Source organism: Actinotalea sp. C106 (assembly GCF_023630195.1).
In the GTDB taxonomy this organism is placed as follows: domain Bacteria; phylum Actinomycetota; class Actinomycetes; order Actinomycetales; family Cellulomonadaceae; genus Actinotalea.
In genome coordinates, this window is record NZ_JALPKN010000624.1 from 1 (window position 1) to 614 (window position 614).

Here is a 614-nt window from a genome sequence, read left to right on the forward strand (position 1 = left end):
CGGCCGCCCGCACGGGCCAGGGCCGACCGGCCCGCTCGTCCGCTGAGCCCGCTGCGCGACCGGCTCGGCCACGACGAGGGGATGGCGACGGCCGAGTACGCCATCGCGACCGTCGCCGCAGCGGGCTTCGCAGGGCTCCTGATCACGGTGCTGCGCAGCGACGAGATCCGTGGCCTGCTCGTCGGCATCGTGCGCGGAGCGCTGTCGGTGTGAGCCGGGAGGCAGCCGCACGGGCGCTCGCGGTGCGCAGGGCTGTCGGCTCGAGGGATCGCGGCGCGGTCACGGCCGAGCTGGCCCTCGCCCTGCCCGCGGTGATCCTCGTGCTCGCGGTGCTCCTGGTGACCGGGGCGGCGACCTCCGCCCAGCTCCGGTGCGCCGACGGGGCACGGGCCGGTGCCCGTGCGGCTGCCTTGGGCATGGACGACAGCGAGGTGGCCGAGATCGCCCGGCAGGTCACGGGCGGTGCGGCCGAGGTCGAGATCACCCGCGCCGACCCGTGGGTCGAGGTCCGGGTCAGCTCGGCCGTGGCCGGAGGGTGGTTCACCGGCGGCCCGCTCGGCCTGTCCGCGACGGCGACCGCGTGGGTCGAGCCATGAGCCGCGGTGCCCGCGCCC

The 614-nt window shown here is 77.4% G+C and carries 2 protein-coding genes; both read left to right on the plus strand.

Translation table 11 applies throughout. The annotated features are described in order from the left end of the window. On the plus strand, positions 1-213 hold a 213-nt coding region (locus tag L0B03_RS18865; protein ID WP_250448651.1), incomplete at its 5' end, for a DUF4244 domain-containing protein. Next, a complete protein-coding gene (locus tag L0B03_RS18870; protein WP_250448652.1) occupies positions 210-596 on the plus strand; it encodes a TadE family type IV pilus minor pilin in 387 nt (128 codons plus the stop codon). The genes L0B03_RS18865 and L0B03_RS18870, both read left to right, overlap by 4 nt. Positions 597-614 lie beyond the last annotated feature (18 nt).